Raw genomic sequence first — 297 nt, 5'->3', positions numbered from 1 at the left:
GCCTAAGTTCACCGTCAAGGTTGATCAGGAACTGAAACAAGACCTGACCGTGACCCTGAGCAACGGCGACACCGTCGTCATCAAAGCCGGCACCACCAGCGTTCCATACGAGCTGAAAGCCCAGGGCGACGACGTCTACAAAGACGGTCAAGTCGTGGAAGTTGGTGTCAGCAATGCCACCGTCGACGGCAAGTCCTTCGAGAACCTGGTACTGGGCGACAAAGCCCAAGTCACCATCGACGACACCCTCACTGAGGTGAAAGCCACCCTGACTGTGGATAAATCCACTGTCGCCGA

At 56.6% G+C, this 297-nt stretch carries 1 protein-coding gene; it reads left to right on the top strand.

Going from position 1 to position 297, the window contains the following annotated elements; all coding sequences use genetic code 11:
• Positions 1–297 (top strand): immunoglobulin-like domain-containing protein (locus ACM6IP_RS00020; protein ID WP_414860652.1); only part of this gene is annotated, 297 nt, incomplete at both ends.

This window comes from Pseudomonas sp. IT-P176 (genome assembly GCF_949767245.1).
Lineage (GTDB): Bacteria > Pseudomonadota > Gammaproteobacteria > Pseudomonadales > Pseudomonadaceae > Aquipseudomonas.
This window is presented reverse-complemented; position numbering and strand designations above follow the sequence as displayed.